A 5,474-nucleotide genomic window follows, 5' to 3' on the forward strand; every position below is an offset into this window, starting at 1 on the left:
CGCATGCTGTTGCCGGCGGCGGCGCTCGCGGGCGGTGTCGCGGTGATGGGATGCGATCTCGTTGCGCGCACGGTGATCGCGCCGGCGCAGTTGCCGGTCGGTGTTATTACCGCGCTGGTCGGTGTGCCCATGTTCTTGTGGATGCTGCTGAGGCGTGCGCCATGAACGATCTTCGCGTCAGTCATCTCACGTTGCGCGCAGGAGGCCGGGTGTTGATCGCCGATCTTTCGCAAACGTTTTCATCGGGGGAAATGTGGTGCGTGGCGGGTCCGAACGGCGCTGGCAAGACGACGCTGATCGCGGCGCTGGCGGGTGTATCGAAGGCGGCTTCGGGAGATATCCTTCTGGATGAAACGGAGTTGGGTCAATGGCGTTCGAGCAAACTGGCTCGTCGACGCGCGTTGATGCCGCAAGCTTCGCACGACGCCTTTAGCGCCAGCGTTCTCGACACCGTCATGCTTAGCCGCTTTCCTCATTTGACCGGCTGGGGCTGGGAAAGCGATGCGGATCGCGCCGCTGCGCACGCGGCGCTGGATACCCTGAAGCTTGCCGACTTTGCGTCCCGCGACGTTCTTTCGCTGTCGGGCGGGGAGCGCCAGCGCGTGTCGCTGGCCGCGACGCTGTGCCAGGACGCGCCGCTGCTATTACTCGATGAACCACTCGCGCATCTCGATCTGCACCATCAAATCGATTGCCTCGAAGCGTTGAGCGTATGGACCAAATCGAACGACCGATGCGTGATTTTCTCGTGTCACGATCTCAACCTTGCGCGCCGCTTCGCCACGCATGCATTACTGCTCGATGGCGCCGGCCTGGCGCATGCGGGACGTGTGCGGGATGTGCTCACGCCCGAACGTGCGAGCGCCGCGTTCGGCTATCCGCTCAAGCTCATTGAACAGGACGGACACGAAGCGCTCGTGCCCGTGATTCGATCAACTTCCTCATGACCAAAGACATGCACGCCACCCTGCCAAATCCCGAACCGCTGGATCGATCGATGACGCCCGAGTTGCAACATGTGATCGATACGAAGACGAAACCTCCCGGTAGTCTCGGGCGGATCGAATCGCTCGCGCTGCAAATGGGCCTGATCCAGCGGACGCTGCGACCACGTATTGAACGTCCTGCAGTGATCGTGTTCGCCGCCGATCATGGCATTGCATCCGAAGGCGTGAGTCCGTATCCCCAGGAAGTCACCGTTCAGATGGTCGCGAATTTCCTGGGCGGCGGCGCGGCGATCAACGCGCTGTCGCGGGCGGCGGGGATGTCGCTGGAAGTCGTGGACGCGGGCGTGGCGAGCGCATTGCCTCCTGCAGCGGGACTTATCGACGCCGCGATCCGGCGCGGCGGCACGCGTAACTTCGCGCACGAACCGGCGATGACCCGCGACGAAACCTTGCTTGCAATCGCGCGCGGCGCCGAGCGCGTGCGCCATCACGCGGCGCTCGGGACCAACGTGATCGGCTTTGGCGAAATGGGGATCGCGAACACATCGGCGGCGGCGTGCCTGATGAGCCGGCTGTGCGATTTGCCAATCGATGCCTGCGTCGGGCGCGGCACGGGACTCGACGACGCCGGTTTGATTCACAAACGCGAGGTGCTCGCTGTGGCACTCGCCAGGCACCCGAAGTCCGCCGATCCACTCGATACCCTCGCGACTTTCGGCGGCTTCGAAATCGCGATGATTACGGGCGCATTCCTCGCGGCGGCTGAGGCGCGCATGACGATTCTCGTCGATGGGTTCATCGTGACGTCGGCATTGCTGGTCGCGCACGCTGTGTGTCCCGCGGTCCTCGACTACTGCGTGTTCGCCCACACGTCGGGCGAGGCGGGGCATCGGCGGATGCTTGAGCATTTGGGTGCCGCGCCCTTGCTCGAACTCGGCTTGCGGCTTGGCGAAGGAACGGGCGCGGCGCTCGCGTTGCCGTTGTTGCGCGCGGCGGTTGCTTTCGTCGATGAAATGGCGAGCTTCGAATCGGCGGGTGTATCGGATAAGGGCGTCTGATACGACCATGACGACCATGAGCCGGCCGATGCAGGAACTCCGCTATTTTTTCACCGCGCTCGGGTATTTCACGCGCGTGCCGGTGCCGCGTTGGGTCGGCTTCGAAGCGCACTACATGGACGCGGCGGCGCGCTATTTTCCCTTGATCGGCGTGCTGGTCGGCGCGCTCGGTGCGATTGTCTATCTCGCGGCGCTGCATGCGTTTCCGGCTGGCGTGGCCGTGTTGTTGTCGATGGCGGCGACGTTGTGGTGCACGGGCGCGTTCCACGAAGACGGTCTCGCGGACTGCGCCGATGCCTTTGGCGGCGCCTACACCCGCGACGACGCATTGCGCATCATGCGCGATTCGCGCATCGGCGCATTTGGGGCGATTGCGTTGATCGTCGTGCTCGCGTTGAAATGGCAGACCCTCGCTTCGATACCCCCGCTGCGCTGCGCGTGGCTGATCGTCGTGGCACACGCCGCGAGCCGCACCTTCGCCATCAGCTATCTCTGCACGCTCGATTACGTTCGTGCCGAAGGCAAGGCAAAACCGGTCGCGCAGAAGATGAGCGCGGGCGCGTTCCTGCTCGCCGCCGTATTCGGATTGCCCTGGCTTTTCTGGCCCGACTGGCGGCTCGGTTGCGTGATGATCGCGGCGCTTGGGGCGGGTCGGCTTATGCTTGGGCGCTACTTCGTCAGGCGCATCGGAGGATATACCGGTGATTGCCTGGGCTTTGCGCAACAGTGCTTCGAACTCCTTATCTATTTGATCGGGCTCGCATGGATCTCATCCTGATTCGCCATCCGGCTGTCAATATCGATGCCGGGATTTGCTATGGCGCCACCGATGTCCCGCTTCTCTGCGATGCGGCCGAATCCGCGCGTATCTTAGGCGAGCGATTGCTAGCGCTCAATGTGCCGCCAGTCAAAGGCGGCTGGCACACGAGTCCGCTGAGCCGATGCCGTTTGCTGGCCGAAGCGATAGGTCACGTTCACGTCGACGCGCGTTTGCAGGAACTTAATTTTGGCTCGTGGGAAAAGAGGCGATGGGATGGTCTGGATCGCGCGTTGCTGGATACGTGGGCGGCAGACCTGGACCATTCGCGCGCCCACGGCGGCGAAAGCGTCGCGCAATTGGCATTGCGGGTTTCAAGCTGGATCGATGAAATCAGTCGCGATGGCCGCCCTGTTCACGCGATCACGCACGCCGGCGTCATCCGGGTGCTGACCGGGCAATTGCTAGGAGTCCCGCGAGCGAATGTTATTCAATGGCCGCTGGATTTCGGCGCGATCGTCTGGTTAAGACGCGTGCGCGGCGAGTGGCTGCTCGTGCGGTGGAACGCTTGATCTTCACGCATGCTCAGTTCGGGCGGCGACTTCTCGCGGCGTCGAGATCCTCGCACAAGGCCGCCGCGCCGAGCGCAAGACGGGGTGTCGGACGGTTGATCAGATCGCCGTCGATACCGAAGAGATTGTTGCGCGCGACGGCTGTCATCGAAGGCCATTTGCGCCATGTGTCGAGCGAGGGCAGGGCGTGTTCCGAATTCGTCGCGCCGGGCGTCGCGGTGACGATCGCTTCCGGATTGGCGGCGAGCACGGCTTCGGTCGAGATCGTGGGCACAAGCGGCTTCAGATCGGCAAACACGTTCTTGCCGCCACACACTTCGATGACTTCGCTCAGTATGTGCTCGCCATTGAGCGTCATCAGCGGATCGTCCCAGACCTGATAGAACACACTCACCGGCGGCCGGTTCGCGTAATGCGCGCGCAAGCTTGCGATATCGCGGCGAAACGCGCTTGACGCTGCGCTCGCCTGTTGTTCAGTTCCCAGCAAGTGCCCGAGCTTGTCGATGGTCGCGGGGATATCTTGCAGCTTGTGCGGTTCGCTGAAGAACAGCGGGATGTGCAATTCGCGCAGGCGATCGATTTGCCGCATCGCATTGCCATGGCGCCACACGACGATCAGGTCTGGCTTCATCGCGACGATGCGTTCGAGGTCGAGCGATTTGTTGTCGCCGACGCGGGGTATCGATTTCGCCTGCGGTGGGTAATCGCTATAGCTGACAGCGCCGACAATTCGCGCGCCGCCGCCGGCCGCGTAGAGAAGTTCGGTGACGTGGGGCGCCAGGCTCACAATGCGTTGCGCTGGAGCGGCGAGGGTGACGGCCGCGCCCGAATCATCGGTGACTGAAAGTGTTTCGGCGTGCGATGTTCCTGCCGACACGGCCAGGCAGCACAACAGAACAACACGGGGAAGCAAGCTCATGCGGAGTCTTTATTAATGGCGAGATGGCGGTGGAAAAGAATCACGTCAAGGTCTCGAACGCTGCCGCGAAGCGTGTCCATTCCTCGGCCGTTCCCGTCAATCCAATCCGCAAGCTGGGTGTCGGTCCGTGCTCGAAGAGCCGTGTCCAGATCCCCTTCGACGCCAGCGCATGGTGCAACGCAGCCGCGTGTTGCGTTTCGAACCAGACGAAAAGCGGCGTGGTGTGCGCATCGAAACCTTGTTGGCCGACAAGCTCCGCGAGTCGCGCGCTTTCCCTCTTCAGCACCGTACGCGTTTCGGCTTGCCAGGCGTAGTCTTTGAATGCGGCCTGAATCGCGTGACGCGCGGGACCACTGACCGTCCATGCTCCGAGCTCATTGTGCAAGGCATCGCGTAGCGGTCGCGCCGAGAGTACGAAACCCGCGCGGATCCCCGCGAGCCCATAAAACTTGCCGACCGAACGCAGCACGACCAGCCCGTCGCGGCCGCTTTCGGCTGCGAGTGATCGATTCGCGGTGGGGTCATCGTAAGCATCGGCGAAAGCTTCATCGACGATGAGCGTGCCGCCGCGCGCCGTGAGTTGTGAATGCCATCGCAGCAATACGTCCCGGCCGATGCGCTCGGTCGTCGGATTGTTCGGATTCCCGACGATCACATGATCGATGCCAGCGGACAAGGTCTCGGCGGAAATATCGAGCGGTTCAACGCGATGCCCCGCGCGCTCGAAGGCGGGTGCGTATTCGCCGTACGTGAGCGGCGCGACGCCTACGACACCGATTGGCAACAAGCCCGGCAACGCGCGGATCGCAGCTTGACTGCCGGCAACCGGCAGCGCGCCCGGCGCTCCATAGTGAAGGGCTGCCAGTTCGGCGAGGCCATCGGCGTCTTCGGGCAAGCGGCGCCATGCGTCCACGGGCACGGGCGGAACGGGATACGCGCGCGGATTGATCCCCGTCGATAAATCGAGCCAGTCGCCCAGTTCGATCCCATATCGACGTGCGGCTTCGCGCAAATCGCCGCCATGCCGGATGGGTTCAGCCATGGGGGCCGCCGCCCAAAAAAGCGCAAGCCAGTAGAACTACGAGCCAAAGCAGGATCGTTCGCTCGACGAGGCGCATGGCCGCGACCACGTGGCGGGGCGCCGCCGTCTTGCCGAAGCCGAGCACCGGCCGCGCTTCGAGCGCGCCGTGATAAATCGCTGCGCCGCCGAGCATCACGTTC

Annotated in this window: 7 protein-coding genes and 1 pseudogene; 5 read left to right on the forward strand and 3 right to left on the reverse strand. The window is 63.4% G+C overall.

Features of this window, described 5'->3' with window-relative positions; translation table 11 throughout:
• The 5 genes from WCA53_RS13660 to cobC all read left to right on the forward strand — a co-directional run.
• On the forward strand, positions 1 to 165 hold a 165-nt coding region (locus WCA53_RS13660), incomplete at its 5' end, for an iron chelate uptake ABC transporter family permease subunit (protein ID WP_423910974.1).
• Positions 162 to 947, forward strand: a complete 786-nt coding sequence (locus tag WCA53_RS13665) for an ABC transporter ATP-binding protein (RefSeq protein ID WP_423910955.1) — start codon at positions 162 to 164, stop codon at positions 945 to 947. The genes WCA53_RS13660 and WCA53_RS13665, both read left to right, overlap by 4 nt.
• Positions 944 to 2,005 (forward strand): nicotinate-nucleotide--dimethylbenzimidazole phosphoribosyltransferase, encoded by a 1,062-nt coding sequence (gene cobT / locus WCA53_RS13670; RefSeq protein WP_423910960.1) that lies wholly within the window; start codon positions 944 to 946, stop codon positions 2,003 to 2,005. The genes WCA53_RS13665 and cobT overlap by 4 nt, the downstream gene beginning before the upstream one ends.
• Positions 2,006 to 2,021: 16 nt before the next feature.
• Complete coding sequence (locus WCA53_RS13675; protein ID WP_423910977.1) at positions 2,022 to 2,783, forward strand: adenosylcobinamide-GDP ribazoletransferase; 762 nt, start codon at positions 2,022 to 2,024, stop codon at positions 2,781 to 2,783.
• Positions 2,768 to 3,334, forward strand: coding sequence for an alpha-ribazole phosphatase family protein (gene cobC / locus WCA53_RS13680; RefSeq protein WP_423910963.1), 567 nt, complete (start codon positions 2,768 to 2,770; stop codon positions 3,332 to 3,334). Before WCA53_RS13675 ends, cobC begins: the two co-directional genes overlap by 16 nt.
• A gap of 13 nt (positions 3,335 to 3,347) precedes the next feature.
• Here cobC and WCA53_RS13685 read toward each other — a convergent pair whose 3' ends face one another.
• The 3 genes and pseudogenes from WCA53_RS13685 to WCA53_RS13695 form a co-directional block, all read right to left on the reverse strand.
• A complete protein-coding gene (locus tag WCA53_RS13685; RefSeq protein ID WP_423910966.1) occupies positions 3,348 to 4,253 on the reverse strand; it encodes a cobalamin-binding protein in 906 nt (301 codons plus the stop codon).
• Positions 4,254 to 4,293: 40 nt separating this feature from the next.
• Positions 4,294 to 5,295: a threonine-phosphate decarboxylase CobD gene (cobD, locus tag WCA53_RS13690; RefSeq protein WP_423910969.1), complete on the reverse strand. Its 1,002-nt coding sequence runs from the start codon at positions 5,293 to 5,295 to the stop codon at positions 4,294 to 4,296.
• Positions 5,288 to 5,474, reverse strand: a pseudogene (locus WCA53_RS13695) (adenosylcobinamide-phosphate synthase CbiB); the annotation flags it as partial. The pseudogene WCA53_RS13695 and the gene cobD, both read right to left, overlap by 8 nt.

This window comes from Caballeronia sp., from assembly GCF_049581465.1.
GTDB lineage: Bacteria > Pseudomonadota > Gammaproteobacteria > Burkholderiales > Burkholderiaceae > Caballeronia.